Origin of the sequence: Pseudoalteromonas phenolica (assembly GCF_044788725.1) — a bacterium.
Lineage (GTDB): Bacteria > Pseudomonadota > Gammaproteobacteria > Enterobacterales > Alteromonadaceae > Pseudoalteromonas > Pseudoalteromonas phenolica_C.
This window is the reverse complement of the sequence record NZ_CP173161.1, coordinates 233,913-256,186: the sequence shown is the minus strand read 5'-3', so window position 1 is coordinate 256,186 and position 22,274 is coordinate 233,913. Positions and strand designations below refer to the sequence as shown.

The 22,274-nt window shown below is 42.4% G+C and carries 16 protein-coding genes and 3 rRNA genes; all 19 read right to left on the bottom strand.

All coding sequences use genetic code 11. The annotated features are described in order from the left end of the window. Positions 1 to 74 precede the first annotated feature (74 nt). Positions 75 to 2,795, bottom strand: coding sequence for a methyl-accepting chemotaxis protein (locus ACH784_RS01175; protein WP_404392806.1), 2,721 nt, complete (start codon positions 2,793 to 2,795; stop codon positions 75 to 77). A gap of 27 nt (positions 2,796 to 2,822) precedes the next feature. Continuing rightward, on the bottom strand, positions 2,823 to 3,308 hold the full coding sequence (locus tag ACH784_RS01170; RefSeq protein WP_404392804.1) for a chemotaxis protein CheW: 486 nt from the start codon (positions 3,306 to 3,308) through the stop codon (positions 2,823 to 2,825). Beyond that, entirely contained in the window at positions 3,309 to 5,429 is a 2,121-nt protein-coding gene (locus ACH784_RS01165) for a chemotaxis protein CheA (RefSeq protein ID WP_404392802.1), read from the bottom strand. Between the two features lie 14 nt (positions 5,430 to 5,443). Further along, complete coding sequence (locus tag ACH784_RS01160) at positions 5,444 to 5,806, bottom strand: response regulator (protein ID WP_404392800.1); 363 nt, start codon at positions 5,804 to 5,806, stop codon at positions 5,444 to 5,446. Positions 5,807 to 5,820: 14 nt separating this feature from the next. Continuing rightward, entirely contained in the window at positions 5,821 to 6,087 is a 267-nt protein-coding gene (locus ACH784_RS01155; RefSeq protein WP_404392798.1) for an STAS domain-containing protein, read from the bottom strand. 154 nt (positions 6,088 to 6,241) lie between these two features. Next, a complete protein-coding gene (locus tag ACH784_RS01150) occupies positions 6,242 to 6,844 on the bottom strand; it encodes an SCO family protein (RefSeq protein WP_404392796.1) in 603 nt (200 codons plus the stop codon). Beyond that, positions 6,832 to 7,731, bottom strand: a complete 900-nt coding sequence (cyoE, locus tag ACH784_RS01145; protein WP_404392794.1) for a heme o synthase — start codon at positions 7,729 to 7,731, stop codon at positions 6,832 to 6,834. Before cyoE ends, ACH784_RS01150 begins: the two co-directional genes overlap by 13 nt. After that, on the bottom strand, positions 7,731 to 8,729 hold the full coding sequence (locus tag ACH784_RS01140; RefSeq protein ID WP_404392792.1) for a heme A synthase: 999 nt from the start codon (positions 8,727 to 8,729) through the stop codon (positions 7,731 to 7,733). The genes cyoE and ACH784_RS01140 overlap by 1 nt, the downstream gene beginning before the upstream one ends. An 8-nt stretch (positions 8,730 to 8,737) precedes the next feature. Beyond that, complete coding sequence (locus ACH784_RS01135; RefSeq protein ID WP_404392790.1) at positions 8,738 to 9,226, bottom strand: transmembrane cytochrome oxidase associated protein; 489 nt, start codon at positions 9,224 to 9,226, stop codon at positions 8,738 to 8,740. Further along, a complete protein-coding gene (locus ACH784_RS01130; protein WP_404392788.1) occupies positions 9,216 to 9,875 on the bottom strand; it encodes an SURF1 family protein in 660 nt (219 codons plus the stop codon). The genes ACH784_RS01135 and ACH784_RS01130 overlap by 11 nt, the downstream gene beginning before the upstream one ends. A gap of 86 nt (positions 9,876 to 9,961) precedes the next feature. Beyond that, the gene (locus tag ACH784_RS01125) at positions 9,962 to 10,831 is read right to left on the bottom strand and encodes a cytochrome c oxidase subunit 3 (RefSeq protein WP_404392786.1); all 870 of its coding nucleotides are present in this window, start codon (positions 10,829 to 10,831) and stop codon (positions 9,962 to 9,964) included. 8 nt (positions 10,832 to 10,839) lie between these two features. After that, positions 10,840 to 11,391 (bottom strand): cytochrome c oxidase assembly protein, encoded by a 552-nt coding sequence (locus ACH784_RS01120; RefSeq protein ID WP_404392784.1) that lies wholly within the window; start codon positions 11,389 to 11,391, stop codon positions 10,840 to 10,842. Between the two features lies 1 nt (position 11,392). Next, the gene (gene ctaD / locus ACH784_RS01115; protein ID WP_404392782.1) at positions 11,393 to 12,973 is read right to left on the bottom strand and encodes a cytochrome c oxidase subunit I; all 1,581 of its coding nucleotides are present in this window, start codon (positions 12,971 to 12,973) and stop codon (positions 11,393 to 11,395) included. Between the two features lie 2 nt (positions 12,974 to 12,975). After that, positions 12,976 to 14,115 carry a cytochrome c oxidase subunit II gene (coxB, locus tag ACH784_RS01110; protein ID WP_404392780.1) on the bottom strand — a complete coding sequence of 380 codons (1,140 nt, stop codon included), beginning with the start codon at positions 14,113 to 14,115 and terminating at the stop codon, positions 12,976 to 12,978. Positions 14,116 to 14,364: 249 nt separating this feature from the next. Next, positions 14,365 to 14,982, bottom strand: a complete 618-nt coding sequence (gene lexA, locus ACH784_RS01105) for a transcriptional repressor LexA (RefSeq protein WP_404392778.1) — start codon at positions 14,980 to 14,982, stop codon at positions 14,365 to 14,367. Positions 14,983 to 15,419: 437 nt separating this feature from the next. Next, a protein-coding gene (locus tag ACH784_RS01100; protein ID WP_404395127.1) for an IS630 family transposase occupies positions 15,420 to 16,440 on the bottom strand; the annotation gives its coding sequence in 2 pieces (ribosomal slippage) (positions 15,420 to 15,986 and positions 15,988 to 16,440; 1,020 coding nt in all). Between the two features lie 369 nt (positions 16,441 to 16,809). Beyond that, positions 16,810 to 16,923, bottom strand: a 5S ribosomal RNA gene (gene rrf / locus ACH784_RS01095). Positions 16,924 to 17,042: 119 nt separating this feature from the next. Continuing rightward, positions 17,043 to 19,926, bottom strand: a 23S ribosomal RNA gene (locus ACH784_RS01090). A 256-nt stretch (positions 19,927 to 20,182) separates the two neighbouring features. Next, positions 20,183 to 21,715 (bottom strand): 16S ribosomal RNA (locus ACH784_RS01085). Together the 16S, 23S and 5S rRNA genes form the textbook arrangement of a ribosomal RNA operon. Positions 21,716 to 22,274 lie beyond the last annotated feature (559 nt).

The following is a 22,274-nucleotide window of genomic DNA, read 5'->3' as shown; positions in this document are numbered from 1 at the left end:
GTAGACAAAATAGCTATATCGGAGGCTCATAGTTGGTGTTGAAGGCAGCAAATGCCGCCTTCAAACATGCTCAATTAAAACTCTTCCCATTCATCTGAGTTGTCTGCAAACTGGTTAGCAGTAGCAACAGGATTTACAGGAGATTTTACCGGTGACTTAATCTCAGCTCGCTCTGGACTCGTTGAGGGTGATGCTGAAATTTTCGCTGGGGCAACATTTGTACTTCTAGATTCAATCATGATTGAACTTGCTGAAGCCGAATCATCTATAGTAAAGAAGTTCAATAAACGACGCATATCGTTTGCTTGCTCAGCCATAGATTCACCCGCAGCGGATGCCTCCTCAACTAACGCGGCATTCTGCTGCGTCATTTCATCCATTTGCGTTACCGCTTTGTTCACTTGCTCGATGCCCGAACTCTGCTCTACAGACGCTTCTGCGATATCTGAAATCATATCAGTGACTCGTTTAACAGAAGCAACAATGTCTTTAAGTGTTTCGCCTGATTCATTTACTAACAGCGTACCATCTTCAACTTTACTTACACTGTCACGGATCAAGTCTTTAATCTCTTTCGCAGCACCTGCAGAACGCTGTGCCAGATTTCTCACTTCACCAGCCACTACAGCAAAGCCGCGGCCTTGCTCTCCTGCTCTTGCTGCTTCTACTGCGGCGTTCAACGCTAAAAGATTTGTTTGGAATGCAATTTCATCAATTACACCGATAATATCTGCAATCTTCTTACTCGACTCGTTAATGCCTGACATACTTTGAACAGCACGATTAACCACTTCACCGCCCTGCATTGCTTTTGAACTGGTCTCTTCAGCCAGTTCATTAGCAATTTTCGCGTTATCGGCATTCTGACGTACCGTACTTGTCATTTGCTCCATACTTGAAGCTGTCTCTTCCAGTGAAGAAGCTTGCTCTTCTGTACGTTGACTTAAGTCAGCGTTCCCTTGAGAAATTTCTTCTGCACCACTGGCAACAAGTGTCGCTGAAGAGCTAATACGATTAATAACTTCTGTTAGTTTATCAGCTGTAATATTGGCGTCTTTTTTCAGTTTATCGAACGAGCCATGGTATTCTTGGGTAATTCTTTGTGTTAAGTCACCATTTGCTAATGCATCCAGCATTTGCGCGGTATCAGTCACTGCGTCATCAACAATACTGACAAGTTGATTTAGGCCTTGAGATAACCTTAAGTAGAATCCTACCTTGTCATTCTCATTAATTCTTTGCGTGAGATTACCTTCTGAAGCAGCTTGAACCAGTGCATTAACTTCTTGCTCTATCATGACTTCATTCGTACGATCGCCCCATTCTACAACCGTGCCGATACGCTCATCTTTATCATTCAATATTGGGTTTGCAACTAGCGAGAAGGTACGGCCGCCCACATTGATTTCTGTTTTATATGTAGAAGTTAATCGTTCAAGCATTGTTCTTTGATGCGCCGGGTTCTTATGGAATACATCAATATTCGCCCCCATTAATTTATTGGCATCAAAATTCGGTAATTCTTTTCTTAAATCTGATTCTGCGTTTCTTAACATCTCAACAACAGAGTCATTTAAGTAAACGATATTGAAATCACCATCTGCAATCATGGCATTAGTAGAGACATTATCAAGTGCACATTTCACTCGGAAGTTATCATTCGCCTGCTTCTGAGCTATTTCTTCTTGCGCGATACGCTGCGTTTTATCGTCCCACTCTACAACTGTGCCAATACGTTCACCACTGTCGTCAAATACTGGTGTGGCGATTAACCCAAATGTAAAGCCAGCTACTTTAATATCAGTTTTATAGGTATCTTTTAACGCACTGAGCATTTGTCTTTGGTGTGCAGGGTTAGCATGGAAAACATCAATATTCTCACCAATTAGCTTGCTCGCATCGAAGTTTGGTAAGGCTGTACGAAGTTGCTCTTGGTTGTTACTCAACATTTCAAGCACAGAGTGATTTGCAAAAACAATATTTAAATCAGTATCAGCAAGCATCACATTTGCCTGGCAAACGTCGAGTGCACTTGTGATCCGCGCGTTATGAGCCGCAGAAATTTGCTTTTGTTTTTCAAAAGCAATTTGTTCGGTTATATCTTTCCATTCAACTAATGTAGCAATACGTTGCTGCTGAGCGTCGAATACAGGCGTTGCGATTAAATCAAACGATAAACCGGCAACACTGATTTGAGTTTTATAAACTGTTCGCAGATTACTAAGTAACCCTCTTTGATGACTTGGGTTCTTGTGGAAGACATCAATATTTTGCCCTAGTAATGTTGCAACATTGAAGTTTGGTAAGTCTTTTTGTAGTTTGTGCTCATTGGCTTTTAGCATTTCAGTGACAGAGTCATTTAAATAACTAATATTCAAATTTTCATCAGCAATCATGATGTTTGCTTGGCACACTTTCAGTGCGCTAATCATACTTTCAATATGTTTCGTATCATCAACGGCATCAGTATCATCATTGCTATCAGGCATTAATAAACTTTGTAGGGCTGGATAAGCATCTAAATGCAACCTGTGAGCGGCTTCTTCATCTTTGAACTTTAAATAAGGTATTGCATTATCAGCGGTTTCTAATTGTTCAGCATAAGCCCCAAAACTTTGCTTGAGATAGAAAATCACCGCTATTGTGATAACAAAAGGCAAGCCCAACCCAATTGCGTTTTCACCACTAAATGGCACGCCCAATATTTGTAATGCAATCGCGATTGATGCCACAATCAGAACTGCACTTATCAAAAGCTTATTGGTTATTTCGCTTTGTACGTTTCTACCACTCATCTTGACCCTACCCGTGCTGATTTATTTTTACTCTAAATTAAGAACACTTTCTAAGTTAAGAAGAACGACCATTTTCTCCCCAACATTAACTAACCCATGAACAAACTCTGCGTTATCCGAATCCTGAAAATCAGGAACATCTTTAGCTTGCTCTTCTGAAATACTGTATACATCTGATACTGCATCAACCACGATACCCATGACTTTGTTTTGACCATTAATTTCAACAGCTACAACAATAACAACGGTAAGTGGACCATATTCATTCTCTGCAATACCAAACCTAAGCCTCAAATCAATGATAGGCACAATAGTGCCGCGCAAGTTAATAGCGCCTTTTACAAACTTAGGTGAATTAGGGATTGTCGTTACGTCTTCCCAGCCTCTAATTTCTTGTACCGCTAAAATATTCATGCCGTATTCTTCACCTGCCATCATAAATGTCAGGTACTGATTTTCGTCATGTTGACCTTCTAAAATCAATTGTTGATTATGTTCAACCTGATCTGACATTTATGCTGCTCCTACGGCTTTTTGTTCAACGATTAATTCTTGAGAGCCTGGTCTTTTTAACCCACTTAATTTGATTAAGCCACTGATATCAATGATCAACGATACTCTGCCATCACCTAGAATCGTCGCGCCAGAGATGCCATCAACTTTTTGGTAGTTGGCTTCTAGGCTTTTAATTACAACTTGTTGCTGCGCGAGCAGGTCATCAACCAATAAACCCACTTTATGATTATCACTCTCAACCACAACAAGTAGAGTTTTATCGAGCTCTTCTATCGCGCCGTCATGATTAAAAATATCGTATAAACGAAGGATTGGTATATATTCATCACGTAACCTTAAAACATCTAGGTCTTTCCCTACGCGGCTCACTTTACTGATATCAATTTGTAATGATTCAACAATCGAAATAAGAGGGATAATGTAAGTGTGCTGTGCAACTTTAACCAACTGGCCATCTAAAATAGCCAGGGTAAGAGGTAAGCGTATAGTAAATGTTGAGCCAACCCCTGGTGCCGAGGCTACCTCTACAGAGCCATTAAGCGCTTGAATATTACGCCTGACCACGTCCATGCCAACACCACGACCTGAAATATCACTTACTTCATCTGCTGTCGAAAAGCCTGGCATAAAAATAAGTTCGTTTATCTCATCTGCAGAGAGTTCATCTGTTTCTTGAATTAAACCATTTGCAATTGCCTTAGACCTGATTTTATCGGTATTTAAGCCTTGCCCATCATCCATAATCTCGATAACGATGTTGCCACCTTGATGGAAAGCATTCAAAGTCACTGTTCCAACCGGGTCTTTTCCTGCTGCAACACGTTGTTCTGGAGTTTCTAAACCGTGATCGAGTGAGTTTCGAACAAGATGAACCATCGGGTCTGAAATTTTTTCCATCACCGTTTTATCTAACTCAGTTTGCTCACCCAATAATTTTAACTCGACTTGTTTGTTAAGCTTTTGGGATGTGTCTCGTACCAGACGAGGAAAGCGACTAAATACGAAACTGATAGGTAGCATGCGAATTCGCATCACATTTTCTTGCAGGTCTCGTGTATTGTGAGCTAACTGCGCCAAGCCTTCTTGCAAGGCGGTAATGGTTGACTCGGTGATCTCTTGTTCACCGATTTGGCTTAGCATCGCTTGGGTAATAACTAATTCACCAACCATATTAATCAGTGAATCAACTTTATCTATGCCAACTCGAATCGATGTTGCCGATGAGTCTGAAGATTTTTTTGGCTCTGGTTTTTTAGCGTTATTACTTGCTGCAGGTCCTGCTTGGGTCGTTTTGATCGGTTGAGAGGCTGGAACTTGGCTTTCTTCAGCAGGTCGAGTATCGTCTTGCTTAACGGGTGTAGTATTTTCAATACTTGCATCGGAGTCATCAGTAAGATCGGTCTCAAACAGCCCCCCACAAACAACAATTTCAATATCTGCGTCGTCTTCTACCCACTCGAAAATTTCTGAAATTGCAGACTCTGGTTTAGAGGTAGTAAGAAAGAATCGCCAAGCAAGAAAACACTCTTCAGCATGCAAAGAATCAATATCTGGAATTGCATCATAAAAAGCCTGAGTCTCTAACTCACCTAATTCGGCAAGTTCAGAGATCATATAAAGTGGCTCATTACCCGTTTTGAATAAGTGTGGATGTGGCTTAAAGTCAATTTGGTAGGTATTTTCGCTTAGAGATTCTGCCGTTGTCTGGCTATCTGATGATGACTGTTCAGCCATACCCAAAATAACTTCGAAACGCTTTCTGATTTCATCTGCTTCTGTTAAATCTGGTTCTTGCTCAGCCTGCAAAGCGGCTAACATTCCACGAAGGCAATCAACCGATTTTAGAAGCAAGTTTACATGTTCTGCAGTTAACGCTCGCTGGCCATCTCTTATTTGATCTAAGAGTGTTTCAAGCACATGGGTAAAGTCAGAAACTGACGTAAAGCCAAAAGTGCCACTGCCTCCTTTAATAGAATGTGCGGCACGAAATATAGTATTGATGGTCTCCATGTCTTCGTTTCCTGGCTCCAAATTTAAGAGCTCAGCTTCCATTGCATCTAGCCCTTCGAGGCTTTCCTCGAAAAAGACCTCGAAAAACTGACTTAAATCAATACTCATAATGACATCCTAGCTTAACGAATAACTTTTTTAAGAACAGCTAGTAACTGGTCAGGGTTAAATGGCTTTACAATCCAGCCTGTTGCACCAGCAGCTTTACCTTCGGTTTTCTTATCTAAACCAGACTCAGTAGTTAGCATAAGCAACGGGGTGAATTTGTAGCTTGGAAGTGTTCTCAACTCTTTAATGAGTGTAATACCGTCCATAACCGGCATATTGACATCAGAGATCACGGCATCAAAGCTTTGCTGCTTTGCGATACTTAAAGCCTCACTGCCATCCTTTGCTTCAACAACTTCAAAACCTGCTTTCTTTAGAGTAAAGCCCACCATTTGTCGCATAGATGCTGAATCATCCACTGCCAAAATCTTTTTCATAATGACCTCTTAATTCACGCCGATAGGGCGAGTAATTCTGTTAAACCAAGTTCATCAACCGCATTTTTCAGCGCTTGACTTTCACCATGCCAACGAATTCCATTGTTAATATCAAGGAGGTGCTTTTGCAACGCACATAAAACTTGTATTGATGCTGTATCAACACGCGTTACATCAGAAACATCAATGCTGACATCGTGCTCAGCATGAAGCACTTGAAGCACCTGCTGATGAAATTCTTCAACATGACTGATTGTGAGTTCTGAAGGAAGTTTTAACATGCGCTCTGCGCTCTCCTTGTGTAATTTTTATAATTTTAGCTTAGACCCAGTTAGCAGAAATGCCATAAAACTTATTAAGTAAAAGCTAAAAATAATTAGGGTGTTAGCTCAATTTACAGAGAAAACTAAAACGCACCCAGTTTACTCAAGCACTCTAATGCACGATAGCATTAAAATCTTTTATTACTTGCGCTGAATCAATTAATGGTACTTCATTCACGGCAAACTTTGCCTTAAAAATACCACTCAGATTTCCTTGTGGGTTTATTAATGCAACTGATGCACTGTGGTCCACATAATAATCTTCTTCCTTACTTGTATTGATCGCATATATCAAACCTATATTTCGAACAAAGGGAAACAAGGCTTCATGTCCTGCCGATATCCCCTTAAAATCCGGGTTGAAGTAATCAATATACGCTTTGCGCTTTTGTTGCGTATCTCTATTAGGATCGACCGAAACAAACCAAACTTTAACATTATATTGTTTTGATAATTCGCTTTGAATTTCGGTGAGTTTTGCGAGTGTCATTGGGCAAATATCTGGACAACTAGTGTAGCCAAGAAATATCAATGTCCATTGATTAAGTAAATCACGCTTAGTCACTTCATTACCATGTTGGTCCTGCAAGCTAAATTCATTGATTTCTTTTGCTTGTTTATAGTGAATAGCATGTTCCGAAACAGGCACATTTTCTTCACACCCAAGCATAAATAAAGCTAACAAAAACAATATGTAGCGCATTAAAGGATCCATCTATCAAGAAATAGCGAGATAAAGAGTAGCAGCAAATAAGTAATTGAAAAATGAAAAAGTGTCATCGCTGCCTCATCTGAACGTTTTACGTACAAAACAATACTTTTATACAAGAAAATACTATTAAGGATCAGCACTGAAAGCAGGTAAAAATTACCAGACATTGTGATCAAGTATGGTAATAAACAAACAAGAAACAAAAGAATTGAATAAATTACAATAAATAATCGGGTGAACTCACTACCGTGTGTCACAGGTAACATTGGAATATTGGCACGCTTATAGTCATTTCTTCTAGCGATAGCTAAAGCCCAAAAATGTGGCGGCGTCCAAATAAAGATAATCATCACCAACAACCATGCCTGTACATCAAGTTGCCCTGTTTCACTGATCCAACCAAGTAAAGGGGGCATTGCGCCAGCTAAACCGCCAATGACAATGTTTTGCGGCGTAGCTCTCTTGAGAAACATGGTATAAATCACTGCATAGCCTACCAGCGCCCCAAAAGTCATAACCAGCGTTAACGTATTACTCCAATAAAACAAAGCAAGGGAACCAATCAGTGCTAAAAGTGCCGCGAAGCCCAGTGCTTGATTAACACTTAACTGGGTTTGTGCCAAAGGCCGATGCCGTGTTCTGGCCATTTTCTTATCAATTTCACGATCAACAACATGGTTTATTGCCGCTGCCGACGCTGATAGGAAGCCTATACCAATTAAACTCATTACTTGCGATAAAAGGCCTCTGTCAGAGCTTGGAGCCAACATTAATCCAACCCAAGCTGTAATGACTAACATCATGACTACCTTAAATTTGCATATACCTATGTAAGCTGACAAATTTACAAAGCGGGTTAAACTTTCTGATTTTAACGTGAGACTTCTCATTAGGCCTCCTCAGCACAACGATAGGTAAGTAGAAACCAAATAAACAAACTAATTATGAGCAAACTAGCAGCCATTAAATTATGGAAAAGCGTGACTATAATTGGAAATTGAAGGTGCACTATTAATGCCCCTAACAAAAGCTGACAAAGCAGCCCAAGCATTAATAAAGCAGCCACTTTTTTTAGTAATTCATGTTGGCTATTTTTAAACAGCAACCAAGCCCAATACCCTAAGGTAAATACAGTTACAACAGCCCATAATCGATGGATCATATGTATCGATAGTCGAGTTTCAAATGGCAGTACACCATACTCATAATTTAATTCACCAATTGGTAAATGAAATAGGCTTTCAACAGAAAATAAGTGAATGTTTTCGCAAACGGGTAAACCAACACAATGTGGCGCTGCATAATTCGCAGCGACCCAACCACCTAAAGCTATTTGAAGGGTCAGTACTATCAAGCTTATCTCTGATAATCCCGAAGGGATCCCTTGTGGCTTAGGGATATATTGCTGTTGCGGCGTAAACAAATAAAAGCAGTGCATTGATAACAAAGCTAAAATTGTAAAGCCACCCAATAAATGACCCATAACAATGAAAGGTTGGAGATTCATGGTTACTGTGAGCATACCCAGCTTACCTTGGAGCAATATCATGACAAATAATGCAATGGTTAGCTGCTTAGGAACTTCTTGTATTTTCTTTCTAACGCCAATAAATAATAATGCGACGACAAGTAACCCCAACGAAGAGGCAAAATAACGGTGGATCATTTCAATCCAGGCCTTGGCCGGTTCAACTTCACTACCAGGAAATGCTGCCGATGCAGCAAGTAATTCATCAGCAGAATTTGGCACCGTTAGAAAACCATAACACCCTGGCCAATCAGGGCAACCTAGCCCAGCATTACTCAAGCGAGTGTATGCACCTAACGCAACCACACAAAATGTGACAAATGTACTAATGACAGTGAGGTAGATGTATTTTTTATTCATTATTCCTCCTAGCTGCTTCGCGCATAATTCAAAAGTTTCTTCAAATCAGACAACAATCCTTTGTGCATCAAACGACTTTTTTGTTCGCTCTCATCATATGGATACGCCAACACAATAAGGCCGTGATGATCGACTAAATACAACCAACCTGCTGTTAACTCATCAATTGATGGATATTGAGTGAGACTTGTACTTTGCTCTCCTCCGAGTATTACAAGAGACACCTTATCCTGCTTTTTCCCCAAAGCTTCATACACTTTATTCAGGCGCTTAATCTGCTGATTACAGATTGAAGTGCAAGTGTCAGGTGCAGATAAAGCTATGCTCCACAATTTGTGCTCACTGCTTTGCCAATTAGGCACATAAATTTCTTTACTCAGAAGTAACCCTTTATTTGTTGTATCTCTAGGTTGCCAATCGACTAAAATAGCCCCATAAGCCAAAACAAATGGCGTAATACAGCAAATAACAAACATCCAAATAGGTTTAAACTTCATGTTGTACCTCCATTTTTCTAACTTTCAGTGCAATAAATGCCGCTGCCACCGCAATTAAAAACCACTGCAGTGCATAGGCATGATGCTTTTCTGGACTCAAAACGACAGGGTTATAATGGGGTGATGCAATGAGAGGTGATTGGGGAAGTTGATAAAAAATGGCTGGATAAATTTCCTTGCCACTTTGCTCGGATAAAAATGTGATATCTACAAACTGTAAACGGTTACTGCGTGCATCGAAAGAATGCTCAGTTAAAGAAAATTGGCTTAGATAGCGGCTTTTCACCGCTAAGTTTAAGGTTTCTTGCTTTTCAGGTAATAAAACTTGAGGATTTGTCCTCCCGTGAGTTGCAATAAAACCTAGGTTTATCAACAATGATTGTTTTAGCCCCTTAACTTCAAATAAAGCAAGAACATCAACCCCCACATTACCATTCACAATTCGGTTATCTAAAAACCAAATATATTGCTTATCAAATATCCCCTGTAAAGCGACTTTAGTGCCATGCATAGCTGCTATTTCTTGATTATTTAATCGCGTTAAGAACTCGTGTACCGTCGTCGGTTTCGGCTGAGAAAATTCAGCGAGCTGTAGTTGTTTTTGTTGGCCTCTTAAGAACTGCCAATAAGCCAGGCCTAAGCAGGTCAAGACAACCACCAAACAAACTACCCAGGTAACTATTGCTCGCCATGAAATTAATTTCTTCCCAGCCATATAAATCCCTCATTCTTTGCCTACAAAACATAAACAAAGATAAACAAACAAACCCACACAACATCAACAAAATGCCAGTACCAAGCTGCAGCCTGAAACGCGAAATGTTTTTCTTCCGTGAAATGACCTTTTAAGACTCTTATAAGCATAATCGTAAGCAGGAGCGCCCCAATAGTTACATGCATACCGTGAAACCCGGTTAAAAGATAAAAAGTGTTACCATAAACACCTGACTGTAAGGTTAAATTGAGCTCTTGATATGCATGTACATATTCCTGTGCTTGAAGAGCGAGGAAAATAAATCCTAGCAATACCGTCACCAATAAAAAAACCGTTAATTGTTTGCGCTTATCTGATTCAATTGCTTTATGTGCAAAGTGTAAAGTCACCGATGACGTCAACAGAATAATGGTGTTGACCAAAGGCAAGCCATACCATGGCATGGCTTGAGTTACATCACCCGCAGGTGTAGTTAATAACGGCCAAACAGCCTCAAAGTTTGGCCAAAGTACTTCATTGGTCATTTGATTGTTACTGGCCCCGCCCAACCATGGCACAGAAAATACTCTTGCGTAAAAAAGTGCCCCAAAGAAAGCGAAGAAAAACATGACCTCAGAAAAAATAAACCAACTCATTCCCTGTTTAAAAGATCGATCCATTTGTGCAGAATAAAGTCCTTTGTCTGACTCTTGAATCACATGCTTAAACCAACCAAACAACATATAAAGCAAGACAATCACACCAACACTGAGCACAATCATCCCACTACTATCTTCACTTCCTAACTGCATAACTGTTAAACCGGCTCCAACTGCAATAAAAAACATGGCAACAGCACCGATGATTGGCCATGGACTTTGCGCTGGAACATAGTAGCTTTGCGTTTGCATATTTCCTCCTAACCCTTAAAAGGTTCGGTTATCTCTTCGTTGCGTTGTAACGCAACATCACTGATATCAAAAATGGCGTACGATAAAGTTAACTCTTCAACATCATGAGGCAGGCTCGTATCCACATAAAAAACTAGTTTAAATTCAACTTCTTGATTTGGTTCGAATGGCTGCCTATCAAAACAAAAACAGGCAACTTTATGTAAGTATTTAGCAGCTTTGCCCGGAGAAACAGAAGGTATTGCCTGCATCACTTTTTGCTGAGCACTCAAGTTCTTCGCAATGAATGTCAACTCAGACATTTCTCCCGGTTTAACTGCTACAGAAAATTGCTTGGCTTTTACGCTGAAAGGCACGCCATCTTTTGTTTGGGTAATAAAACTCACATCAACGTTTCTTGTTTCATCAACCAAACTACTGGCCTGTGCAGCTTCCATATCAGGCTTGCCATTAAGACCCGTTACTTCGCAGAAAACGTCGTAAAGCGGCACTAATGCAAAAGCAAATGCAAACATGCCTATGGCTGTTAACAAGAGTTTTTTTACAAGTGCGGCATGCATATTACTTAACCTCTGGTGGTGTACTAAATGTATGTAAAGGCGCAGGTGAAGGTACTTGCCACTCTAGCCCTTCGGCACCATCCCACACTTTATCTGGCACAGTCTCACCACCTTTCACACACTTAATAACACACCAAACAAAAATCAGCTGAGATAAACCAAATGCAAAACCGCCAATACTAATAATCGCGTTAAAATCGGCAAATTGCAGAGCATAATCAGGGATCCGTCTTGGCATACCAGCTAGACCAACGAAGTGCATTGGGAAAAACAAAATATTCACACTGATCAGAGACATCCAAAAATGCCATTTTGCTGTCGCAATACAGTACATATGACCTGTCCACTTAGGTAACCAATAGTAGACAGCTGCCATAATTGAAAATACCGCGCCTGTAACAAGTACATAATGGAAATGCGCCACAACAAAGTAGGTATCATGGTATTGGAAATCGGCAGGAGTAATAGCCAGCATCAGCCCAGAGAATCCACCTAAAGTAAATAACACGATGAATGCGATAGAGAACATCATTGGAATTTCAAAGCTGATCGAGCCCCGCCACATAGTTGCAACCCAGTTAAATACTTTCACTCCTGTTGGTACTGATATCAACATAGTCGCATACATGAAAAATAACTCTCCCGCTAACGGCATACCCGTCGTAAACATATGATGTGCCCAAACAATAAAAGACAAAAATGCAATAGAAGAGGTCGCATAAACCATAGAAGAATAACCAAACAGTTTTTTGCGAGAAAAGGTAGGAACGATCGTAGAAATAATGCCAAAAGCAGGCAGGATCATAATGTACACTTCAGGGTGACCAAAGAACCAGAATATATGTTGGAACATAACTGGATCACCACCTCCCGCAGCGCTGAAGAAACTCGTACCAAAATATTTATCCGTCAATACCATGGTTACTGCTCCAGCTAAAACAGGCATAACGGCAATAAGTAAAAATGCGGTGATTAGCCAAGTCCATACAAACAAGGGGAGCTTCATCCAAGTCATACCTGGGGCACGCAAATTTACGATAGTTACAATGACATTGATCGCGCCCATAATGGAGCTAATACCCATAATATGCACAGCAAACACAAACAGTGCAGTATTATCATTGCTATAAGTAGTTGAAAGGGGAGCATAGAAAGTCCAACCAAAAGCAGGGCCACCACCTTCCATAAATAACGACGCGAGCAATATTGCAAACGCAAAAGGTAAAATCCAAAAACTCCAGTTATTCATTCTGGGTAGTGCCATATCTGGCGCACCAATCATCATAGGGATCATCCAGTTTGCCAGACCCGTGAATGCCGGCATAACCGCACCAAAAACCATGATTAGTCCATGTACTGTCGTCATCTGATTGAAGAAATGGGGATCAACAAGCTGCAAACCAGGTTGAAATAATTCTGCTCTGATCACCATGGCCATCGCCCCGCCAATCAAAAACATGACAAGTGAGAAGATCAGATAAAGAGAACCGATTTCTTTATGATTAGTAGTAAACAACCAACGTTTAATTCCTGTTAAATGCTCTTCATGAGCATGCTCTGAGCTTTGAACTTGAGTACTCATGATTATTCTCCCGATGTTTTATCAATAAATGCTTGAACTTGGCTCGGTTGAATAACCTCCCCAGTATCATTTCCCCAGCTATTACGCTTATAAGTAATCACAGCTGCTATTTGCTTAACAGTTAACTGCTTGGCAAAAGCCTGCATAGCTGTGCCTGGGCGGCCATTAAGTAAAACATCTATATGCGCATCTAGATCTCCTTTCACCACAGCATTATCTTTTAGAGCAGGGAATACGCCTGGTAAACCAAGGCCCGTAGGTTGATGGCACGCAGCGCAATAACCCATATAAACTGTTTGCCCTTCTGCAATGAGCTCTTCTTTACTTAATGTCTGCGATAATAGAGCTTCAGCTTCTTTAGCCGCAGCAGTTTTAGCTTGCTGCTGTTCAGCTAACCAAGTATCAAACTGTTCTGGCGAAACAGCCTCTACAACTACCGGCATAAACCCATGGTCTTTACCACACAGTTCAGCACACTGGCCTCTATAAACACCTTCTTCATTAACTTTTGTCCAAGCTTCATTAATAAAACCTGGGTTGGCATCTTTCTTAACCGCAAAGTCAGGTACCCACCATGAGTGAATAACATCATCAGAAGTCATTAAGAATCGTACTTTTTTATTTGTAGGAATAACGAGTGGCTTGTCTACATCTAAAAGGTATGTCTCAGACTTTGACTCTTCGTTATTGACTTGAGACAAAGGTGTTGAAAGAACAGAATAGAAATCAACATCATGACCCAGATACTCGTAATGCCACTTCCATTGAGAACCTGTAACCTTAATCGTAATATCAGCTTTACTGGTGTCCTCCATAGCTATGAGCGTTTTAGTTGCTGGTATAGCCATAATTACAAGGATTAGAAAAGGGATTGCTGTCCAAATAATTTCTACCTTTGTACTTTCATGAAACTGAGCAGCTACAGCTCCTTTGGACTTTCGGTGTTTAATTAAAGCCCAGAACATTATCGAAAATACAATTACGCCAATAACACAACAAATTAGAAATATCGTCATGTGTAGTTCATAGACACTATGACTGACATCTGTTACGCCTTTGCGCATGTTATAGTCACTGTTAGCAACAGCTACTGAGTTAAAGAGTAGAAAACTAAGCAAATAAGCAAGACTACTTATTTTCATACGACGCCCCCATTTATCGACTTCAACCTGAAGTTCGCAGTTAGAATTATTGGATGACCGTCATAGGATCCGACTAAAGTCGAAGGCAATACATGACCTATTAACAATTAGTCAATAAATAAACAATAAGCAAGAAACCAAAATAGAAGAATTTGATATATGAAAACGTAAATTTAGAAGAGATGAGGGTTAGTTATAGGTAGAAAGCAAAGAAAAGGCAACTAACCCGATAATATTAAAACGAATAAATTACATCCAGTTAGAATTTCTGATTACACCAACTGCAAGGCCTTCAATCGCAAAAGATTCATGCTCTAGGTCAACCTCAATAGCTGAAAACTCTTCATTTTCAGCATGTAAATACACTTTACTTCCTTTTTGTTCAAGTCTTTTAACTGTAACGTCATTGTCAACACGCGCTACAACAACTTGACCATTTTGTGCCACTTGGGCTTTATGAACAGCTAAAAGGTCACCATCAAGAATTCCAATGTCTTTCATACTCATGCCGTCAACTCGGAGTAAGTAATCAGCCGCAGGCTTAAAGAGGCTTGGATCTACATCGAAGTGACTTTCAATGTGTTCTTGAGCAAGAATTGGTTCACCGGCAGCTACCTTACCGATTAGAGGGAGGCCCGTATCTTCAGATGATCCATCGTCAACCAAGCGAATGCCTCGGCTTGCACCAGGCACCATTTCAATAACTCCTTTCTTTGCTAGAGCTTTTAAATGCTCCTCAGCAGCATTAGCACTCTTAAAACCAAGTGCATCGGCTATTTCAACACGCGTAGGAGGCATACCTGTATCTTTGATAAAGACTTTGATGAGTTCAAATACTTGTTCTTGTCGTTTCGTTAGTGGTCGCATACAACTGGTTTTCCATACAGGTAAAGATACTGTGAGTATATACAGTTATCTAAAAATGGCAAATTAAATCTGGATAGATTTATACCAATCCGCTTAACTAAGTGGTCTATTTTGAGGCAAGAAAACCTTGTTGGTAGCAAGGCAAATATTTCGTTATTTAGTTGTTCTAAATGAGAAATCTTTAACGCAGCTATCATCAGGTTTAATCCCTCAAAATGATTAAGTGTTATTGCGGATTGGTATTAGTGCAAGAAAGTGCAAAGTGCTAACGACAATGAGCGGAGCGAATACGTTTGCTTTGCGCAAGGTGAACTGAGCTAGTTTAGGTGGAGTTGAGGGTGTATTGATAATGATTATGAAAAGAGTCGCAGTCGTCAGGACGAACCACGGTGAAGGTTGCTCACTTCACCTTGCGCTAATACCATTCCGCATAAAGATTAAGTCAGCTTTATCCATTCTCGGCTGCACATCTTCTTCACTCGATCCGGTAGTGAAATAAATTGATTCCATGCTTTTGAAACTTCATCAACTATGTCGTCATAGCCAGAAAACACTCTATTGGATAAACAATGTTGTCGTATCCAGCTCCATACTTGTTCTATTGGATTTAGCTCTGGTGAATAAGGAGGAAGTTTTATGAGCGTTAAGTTGCTGAATTCTGCCGCAGTATCATCTGTATGCCAGCCTGCGCCGTCTATAATCACAACTGCATGCCTGCCAACTGGTGTAGCTTGTGATATTTGACGCATATGCTGCCTCATCGCTTCTTTATTTACAAATGGACTTACTAACGCTTCAGTTTGGCCTGTGGCAGGACATACTGCACCAAATAAGTACCCGTATTCAAACTGTTGTTGTTTCACAATCCTTGGCCGTGTTCCTGTTTCAGCCCAAATGCGTGTAGTCGGGTTCTGCTGACCAAATCGAGCTTCATCCTGAAACCAGACATCGATACGGTCAAGAGGAAGGTGGCCTGGAGTGTGAAGGATCGTTTCCAGTAGAAAGTTTTTTAAAAGCTTCTTGCCTCTGCTGTGATTGCTTAGGATGCTTCGAGCGACTTGTGATCCAGCTAAAGCCAAGCTGTTTTAGTATTTTATAGACATGATTTAAGTGGTAATGAACGCCAAACTCGGTGCTAATGTATTGCACAATGTCGTCACCGGTTAGACGGCCACCTTGAAGGTCTGAGTTTGCGCGCTTTATAAACTCAGACAGTTGCTCAAGCTGTGGTTGTTGGAGTCTAGATGGACGCCCTTGAATAGGCTTATTGTCTAAGCCATCGAGGCCATGCTCTAGGTAACTAGAGACCCATTTATTAACACTACTTCGTGCAGTATTAAGGCGTTTTGCAATGTCGGCTCTACTATTGCCCTCATAAAATAATGACACGGCAAGCAATCGAATGCGCTTTCGTGCGTTGGGTTCTTTTCGGGAAAGCGATAAAAGCTGTTCAGATATGTTTGTGTTCAACGTTATTGAGTTGGTGATTTTATATGACTTCTATTAGATCAGATATTTAAGCGGAATGGTATAATTCGTCTTTTTATCACTGCTTACAATCTCATCACTGTGCAAGACGATTTAGCACCTTAAACGCAAAAAGCCCGACTCTTTCGAATCGGGCTTTCTATAAATAGGTGCTTGGCGATGTTCTACTTTCACATGGGAGACCCACACTATCATCGACGCTATCGTGCAAAATTAGCGACTGAGAACGCAGTGAGAGCGCTTCTTTTGCGCAAGGTGAGATAAACCATTTTAGCTGATATTGAGGGACTTAAACGCAAAAAACCCGCTGCATATCTGCAACGGGTTTCTTTAATTAGGCCCTGGCGATGTTCTACTTTCACATGGGAAGCCCACACTATCATCGACGCTGTTTCGTTTCACTTCTGAGTTCGGCATGGGGTCAGGTGGTTCCAAAACGCTATAGTCACCAGGAAATTCGGTGCGCTAATCGCTTTCGCAATTAACTTAAAATCTGGAAAAAATCTGATAATTCTTAAAACTTTCTACTTCAGTTCATATTAGCTTCTGAGCTAAAACCACTTTGGCGTTGTATGGTTAAGCCTCACGGGTAATTAGTACTGGTTAGCTTAATGTATCACTACACTTCCACACCCAGCCTATCAACGTTGTAGTCTCCAACGGCCCTTCAGTTAACTTAAAGTTAAAGTGAGAACTCATCTCGAGGCTCGCTTCCCGCTTAGATGCTTTCAGCGGTTATCGATTCCGAACGTAGCTACCGGGCAATGCAATTGGCATCACAACCCGAACACCAGCGGTTCGTCCACTCCGGTCCTCTCGTACTAGGAGCAGCCCCTCTCAATTCTCAAACGCCCACGGCAGATAGGGACCGAACTGTCTCACGACGTTCTAAACCCAGCTCGCGTACCACTTTAAATGGCGAACAGCCATACCCTTGGGACCGACTTCAGCCCCAGGATGTGATGAGCCGACATCGAGGTGCCAAACACCGCCGTCGATATGAACTCTTGGGCGGTATCAGCCTGTTATCCCCGGAGTACCTTTTATCCGTTGAGCGATGGCCCTTCCATTCAGAACCACCGGATCACTATGACCTACTTTCGTACCTGCTCGACGTGTCTGTCTCGCAGTTAAGCTGGCTTCTACCATTACACTAACCGTACGATGTCCGACCGTACTTAGCCAACCTTCGTGCTCCTCCGTTACTCTTTGGGAGGAGACCGCCCCAGTCAAACTACCCACCAGGCACTGTCCACAATCCCGATTAGGGACCTATGTTAGAACATCAAACATACAAGGGTGGTATTTCAAGGATGGCTCCATGACAACTGGCGTCGCCACTTCAAAGCCTCCCACCTATCCTACACATGTAGGCTCAATGTTCAGTGCCAAGCTGTAGTAAAGGTTCACGGGGTCTTTCCGTCTAGCCGCGGGTACACAGCATCTTCACTGCGATTTCAATTTCACTGAGTCTCGGGTGGAGACAGCGTGGCCATGGTTACACCATTCGTGCAGGTCGGAACTTACCCGACAAGGAATTTCGCTACCTTAGGACCGTTATAGTTACGGCCGCCGTTTACCGGGGCTTCGATCAAGAGCTTCGTCCGAAGACTAACCCCATCAATTAACCTTCCGGCACCGGGCAGGTGTCACACCGTATACGTCATCTTACGATTTTGCACAGTGCTGTGTTTTTAATAAACAGTCCCAGCCACCTGGTCACTGCGGCTATCGTCAGCTTAGAGAGCAAGTCTCATCACCAACAACAGCGTACCTTCTCCCGAAGTTACGGTACAATTTTGCCTAGTTCCTTCACCCGAGTTCTCTCAAGCGCCTTAGTATTCTCTACCTGACCACCTGTGTCGGTTTGGGGTACGATTCGAAATAATCTGAAGCTTAGAGGCTTTTCCTGGAAGTAGGGCATCATCAACTTCACACCCGTAGGTGCTCGTCTCGACTCTCAGCCTTAGCGACCCGGATTTTCCTAAGTCACCAGCCTACAGCCTTTCACATGGACAACCAACGCCATGCTTGATTAGCCTGCTCCGTCCCCCCATCGCAATTATTCCAAGTACGGGAATATTAACCCGTTTCCCATCGACTACGCTCTTCAGCCTCGCCTTAGGGGTCGACTTACCCTACCCTGATTAACATGGGATAGGAACCCTTGGTCTTCCGGCGTGCGGGTTTTTCACCCGCATTATCGTTACTCATGTCAGCATTCGCACTTCTGATATGTCCAGCATGCCTCCCGGCACACCTTCAGCCACTTACAGAACGCTCCCCTACCCCGCATACTAATGTATGCAGCCGTAGCTTCGGTGGTATGTTTAGCCCCGTTACATCTTCCGCGCAGGCCGACTCGACTAGTGAGCTATTACGCTTTCTTTAAAGGATGGCTGCTTCTAAGCCAACCTCCTAGCTGTTTTAGCCTTCCCACATCGTTTCCCACTTAACATACACTTTGGGACCTTAGCTGACGGTCTGGGTTGTTTCCCTCTCCACGATGGACGTTAGCACCCACCGTGTGTCTCCCGGATATTACTTTACGGTATTCGGAGTTTGCAAAGGGTTGGTAAGTCGGGATGACCCCCTAGCCTTAACAGTGCTCTACCCCCGTAAGTATTCGTCCGAGGCTCTACCTAAATAGATTTCGGGGAGAACCAGCTATCTCCCGGTTTGATTAGCCTTTCACTCCAAGCCACAGGTCATCCCCTAACTTTTCAACGTTAGTGGGTTCGGTCCTCCAGTTGATGTTACTCAACCTTCAACCTGCCCATGGCTAGATCACCGGGTTTCGGGTCTATACCTTGCAACTCAACGCCCAGTTAAGACTCGCTTTCGCTACGGCTACCCTAAACGGTTAACCTCGCTACAAAATATAAGTCGCTGACCCATTATACAAAAGGTACGCAGTCACCCTCGAAGGGCTCCTACTGCTTGTACGTACACGGTTTCAGGTTCTATTTCACTCCCCTCACAGGGGTTCTTTTCGCCTTTCCCTCACGGTACTGGTTCACTATCGGTCAGTTGGGAGTATTTAGCCTTAGATGATGGTCCACCTATATTCAGTCAAAGTTTCACGTGCTCCGACCTACTCGATTTCACTTTAGATAAGTTTTTGTGTACGGGACTGTCACCCTGTATCGTCAAACTTTCCAGAATGTTCCACTAACTACACTAAAGCTTAAGGGCTAGTCCGATTTCGCTCGCCGCTACTTTCGGAATCTCGGTTGATTTCTTTTCCTACGGGTACTTAGATGTTTCAGTTCTCCGCGTTCGCCTCGTTAACCTATGTATTCAGTTAACGATACCTGCAAGCAGGTGGGTTTCCCCATTCGGAAATCCTAGTCTCAAGCGCCTCTTACTGGCTTGACTAGGCTTATCGCAAGTTAGTACGTCCTTCATCGCCTCCAACTGCCAAGGCATCCACCGTGTACGCTTAGTCACTTAACCATACAACCCAAAATGGTTTGTATCGTCAAAGACAGTTTTAACTTCGCCAGAAGTTAATATTGAATACTAAAGTAGACGCTAATAAACAACTTAATGTTTATCGGCATTGTTTTACTTTTGAAAACTCTTTTTAGAATTTCTTCTAAAAGAATTAATTATCAGCTTTTCCAAATTTTTAAAGAGCAATATTAATTAGCTATAGAGCTAACTAACAATCATCTGTGTGGACACTACGAACAAATCTGTTCTAAATCGTTAAGGAGGTGATCCAGCCCCAGGTTCCCCTAGGGCTACCTTGTTACGACTTCACCCCAGTCATGAATCACTCCGTGGTAAGCGCCCTCCCTAAGGTTAAGCTACCTACTTCTGGAGCAACCCACTCCCATGGTGTGACGGGCGGTGTGTACAAGGCCCGGGAACGTATTCACCGCGGCATTCTGATCCGCGATTACTAGCGATTCCGACTTCATGGAGTCGAGTTGCAGACTCCAATCCGGACTACGACGTACTTTAAGTGATTCGCTTACTCTCGCAAGTTCGCAGCACTCTGTATACGCCATTGTAGCACGTGTGTAGCCCTACACGTAAGGGCCATGATGACTTGACGTCGTCCCCACCTTCCTCCGGTTTATCACCGGCAGTCTCCTTAGAGTTCCCGACCGAATCGCTGGCAACTAAGGATAGGGGTTGCGCTCGTTGCGGGACTTAACCCAACATCTCACAACACGAGCTGACGACAGCCATGCAGCACCTGTATCAGAGTTCCCGAAGGCACCAAACCATCTCTGGTAAGTTCTCTGTATGTCAAGTGTAGGTAAGGTTCTTCGCGTTGCATCGAATTAAACCACATGCTCCACCGCTTGTGCGGGCCCCCGTCAATTCATTTGAGTTTTAACCTTGCGGCCGTACTCCCCAGGCGGTCTACTTAATGCGTTAGCTTTGGAAAAGTTGTCCGAAGACCCCAGCTCCTAGTAGACATCGTTTACGGCGTGGACTACCGGGGTATCTAATCCCGTTTGCTCCCCACGCTTTCGTACATGAGCGTCAGTATTGACCCAGGTGGCTGCCTTCGCCATCGGTATTCCTTCAGATCTCTACGCATTTCACCGCTACACCTGAAATTCTACCACCCTCTATCATACTCTAGTTTGCCAGTTCGAAATGCAGTTCCCAGGTTGAGCCCGGGGCTTTCACATCTCGCTTAACAAACCGCCTGCGTACGCTTTACGCCCAGTAATTCCGATTAACGCTCGCACCCTCCGTATTACCGCGGCTGCTGGCACGGAGTTAGCCGGTGCTTCTTCTGTAAGTAACGTCACAGCTAGCAGGTATTAACTACTAACCTTTCCTCCTTACTGAAAGTGCTTTACAACCCTAAGGCCTTCTTCACACACGCGGCATGGCTGCATCAGGCTTGCGCCCATTGTGCAATATTCCCCACTGCTGCCTCCCGTAGGAGTCTGGACCGTGTCTCAGTTCCAGTGTGGCTGATCATCCTCTCAAACCAGCTAGGGATCGTCGCCTTGGTGAGCCATTACCTCACCAACTAGCTAATCCCACTTGGGCTAATCTAAGGGCGAGAGCCGAAGCCCCCTTTGGTCCGTAGACGTTATGCGGTATTAGCAGTCGTTTCCAACTGTTGTCCCCCACCCTAAGGCATATTCCCAAGCATTACTCACCCGTCCGCCGCTCGTCATCTTCTAGCAAGCTAGAAATGTTACCGCTCGACTTGCATGTGTTAGGCCTGCCGCCAGCGTTCAATCTGAGCCATGATCAAACTCTTCAATTAAAAGTTTTTTGTTTGAAGTAAACCCCAAACCATGCTCAATGAATTCTGATTTTGATTCTTTCGAATCGAATTGACTATGAAGTCACTCAGTTACATTTGAGACTCTAATTTTTTTGCTCCTGAATCAAGAGCTGTTAGAACTCAACCTGTACGAGTGCCCACACAGATGATTGCTTCATATTTTTAAAGAACAGTGCAACCAACCTTGGTTAGTTACCGCAGCCTTGCTGCGAAGTGGAGCGCCATAATAACGACTTCACTTTTTATGTCAACACTTAATTTTAAAAAGTTATTTAAGATTAAGTTTTATTTGACTCGACATCGTTTTGATTTGCTTTTCAGCGTCTCGCCCCGTGTCAGTGGGGTCGAATTATAGGGAGAGCAGAAAATTACGCAAGCCCTTTTTTAAAGAAAAATGCAAAAAACTGACTGTTCGCGTGTATTTTAAACGAAACGTCTGTTTTTGATACTTTAACGCTGTTTTATTGCACTATTTTGAGCAATAAATTTGATTTACACCCATATTAGGATTCCATAACTATACTAAGAAGAATGCTAA